The following is a 3,171-nucleotide window of genomic DNA, read 5'->3' as shown; positions in this document are numbered from 1 at the left end:
GCTCTAATGAAGCTGGCCTCACCAAGGATAATATTTTTGCGTTCAGATTCCTCTGAATTTAAACCCAAAGCGTAGACTACTTTTGCCGCTGCAGATATAACTGGCCACCTGCTGTTCCATTGCTCTGCAAGTGCAGTGTTACTAGCGCTAAGGAAACCATTATATCTGTCGATACCAGCCTGACGATCGTCAGTCCGAACCTGATAAGCTCCTTGTTGTGCCTCATCAGTACCCATGGTAAAGATAAAGCCACCTCTGTCTTTTTTGGTGTTGCGCCAACTGGTATATAAACCTAAAACCAGCGGTTCGATATTGTCCAGACTTTTAAAAACCTCTTCTTCAGTTAAGGCGGTTTGCGGGTCCTCTGTGATGAATTTTTTGCAGGAACCACTAGTTAGCAATACAATAAATGCCAATACTATTAAACTATATTTCTTTTTCATCTTAGTAATATTAAAATCCAACATTTATACCCGCAACAAACATTTTAGATGTTGGGTACCCATCACCACCCTCAGGATCGTATCCTTTATACTTTGTAATTGTAAAGAGGTTCCTTCCGGTTACATACACTCTCAGATTACTCATTTTTGCTTTCTTAACAAATCCTTCGGTGAAGTTATACGATAACGAAAGTGCCGCCATTCTTAAGAAAGAGGCATTTTGGACCGCGTAATCAGTTTCTCCGACACCATAACGTCCGCTGCCTGTGTAAGCTCTTGGAATGTTAGAATTCGTATTTTCAGGCGTCCAGCGATCAAGTACATCAGTAATGCCAGCATATTCTCCTGAACCATTCAACAAACCTTCGTACAAACCGCTAATCGCTTTGCCTCCGTAGTTGTAGTTAAATACTGCGTTTAATGAAAGGTTTTTGTAGGCAAAATTTGTAGAGAAACCGCCGTAGAATTTAGGATCCTTTTTCCCAACAACAATTCTATCAGCATCATCTATCTTATTATCTCCATTAACGTCAACCGGAATAATATCACCTGGATGAATTACGCGTCCCCCATAATCAATATCCTTAATGCGCTCAAGATCTGATTGTTGGGCTATTTTTTCAAATTTATAGGTATAGATAGAATTTAGTGACTGATTTAAAAACAAGTTTCCTTCCCTCTGTATATCTACTCCGGTAAATCCTCCATAATTATATATCGCGTCAACACTTCCATATAACTTTGTGATCTTATTTTTATAAGAAGAAAGATTTACACCAAAATCCCATTTGAAATCCTCCTGGTCAATAATCTTGGCGTTAACGTTAAACTCTACTCCTTTGTTTAATAATGAGCCTACGTTATCGATTGTGTTTTTAAAACCTGAAGTGGTAGATAAAGTTCTTTCCATTAACAGATCATCATTATGAATTACAAAATAATCGGCACTAAATGACAATCTACTGTTCAATAAGGCTACATCTACCCCTAAATTCAGCTGCTTTTGCTTTTCCCATACCAGGTTTGGATTTCCTAAACGACCATCTGAAACATAGGTTACGGAATTATCTGAGAAAACAGGCCTGTACAACGAACGATAAGCGAAATTAGGGATGTTTTGATTACCTGCAATACCGTATCCTGCGCGTAGTTTTAGTGCATCGACATTTATGCCTTCAAAGAAACTTTCTTTAGATATATCCCACGCCAGGGCAAGTGAGGGAAACAGGCCCCATTTATTTCCGTTACCAAATCTAGACGAGCCATCGTACCTTCCAGTTAAGGTTGCGAAATACTTATTGTCATAATTGTAGTTAAATCTTGCCACATAGCTGATCAGTGAGTTGGTTACAAAATCAGAGCCCAGCTGAAATTGCTCTTTTAGGTAGGCACCGCCAAGGTATTTATAAGAGAAATCATCTGTCGCGAAGCCTGAAGCATCAATCTGATTGTAATTGTAGTTGTTCTGAGTTAAACCAAAACTTACTAAACCAGAGAAATTATGTTTTCCGTATGACTTATCGTAAGATACAGAATTATCCCATTGCCAGTTCATCCAGCTTTCTTTCTTTTGTGTTGCCCTTCCGTTATAAGAGTTTCGCAGCGACTGTCCTAAGTCTTTTGGGATATAGTTAAAGTAATCTTGTGACCTCACATCGAATGATATCCCTGTACGAATATTTAAGCCAGGTATTGGTGTTGCTACTGCATAATTTGAAGTGAGCAAACGGTTTTGTTTTCCTTTACCATCGATAGTTAAACTTCTGATTGGGTTATAAAGATCTGTACTCTGAATTCCTTTCCAGCTTAAATAGGTTATTTTATCATCGATAGGCAATAGTGGATTCGCGTTAGCAGCTATTCCAAATACGCCGCCATCTATGTATGATTCTTCTGTTCTAGAAAAACCGGTATTGGTTCCAATTTTAAACCACGGCTTAATTTTCTGATCGAGATTGGTCTGGCCACCATATCGTTTATAATTTGAAGTTTTCAATAAACCACCCTGGTCTGTGTAGTTAAAACTCACATACATGGAGCCATCTTCGCCTCCCTTCGAAAACGTGGCGGTATGGTTTTGCTGTATTCCTTTTTTGGTGATCTGATCAAGCCAGTTGTATGATTCACCACGATTATATACAGCCAGCTCATCTGCCCCAAATGCAATAGAGTTAGGGCCGAGCAGCGTATTGATATATGCCTGCCTGTCTGCAGTAGGATTAGCATCCATATATTTGTTAGCGTAGGCATCCAGTCTCAGGTCGACTATTTGTTGCGCATTCAGATAAGATAAGTTTCTTGTGAACGATTGTACGCCCACCCACGCACTATATTCAATCTTTCCTTCTCCACTCTTACCTTTTTTGGTGGTAATCAATATCACCCCATTTGCACCCCTTGATCCATATAAAGCAGTCGCCGATGCATCTTTTAATACATCAATACTAGCGATGTCATCAGGGTTTATGGTATTGAAAGCTTGTTCTATTACCAAACCATCAACTACGTAAATAGGATCGGCACCAAATTTAATGGAGTTATTTCCCCTTACTTTTATAGACACACCACCACCTGGTCTCGGGTCATTACTTTGTACCAGCACACCGGCAATACGCCCTTGCATGGCCTGGTTAACATTAGTTACCGGTAACTCACTAATGGTTTTATCTGTTATTCCTGCAACAGATCCGGTAAGGTCCTTTTTCTTAATGGTTACACCAACTACGGT

2 protein-coding genes are annotated in these 3,171 nt (G+C 39.5%); both read right to left on the bottom strand.

What is annotated here, in order from left to right; translation table 11 throughout:
* Positions 1-443: hypothetical protein (locus tag AC1DG9_RS25485; protein WP_477635507.1), on the bottom strand; the 443-nt coding region annotated here is incomplete at its 3' end.
* Positions 444-453: 10 nt separating this feature from the next.
* Positions 454-3,171 (bottom strand): SusC/RagA family TonB-linked outer membrane protein (locus tag AC1DG9_RS25480; RefSeq protein WP_477635506.1); only part of this gene is annotated, 2,718 nt, incomplete at its 5' end.

This window comes from Pedobacter sp. 05L430 (assembly GCF_056397585.1).
This window is presented reverse-complemented; position numbering and strand designations above follow the sequence as displayed.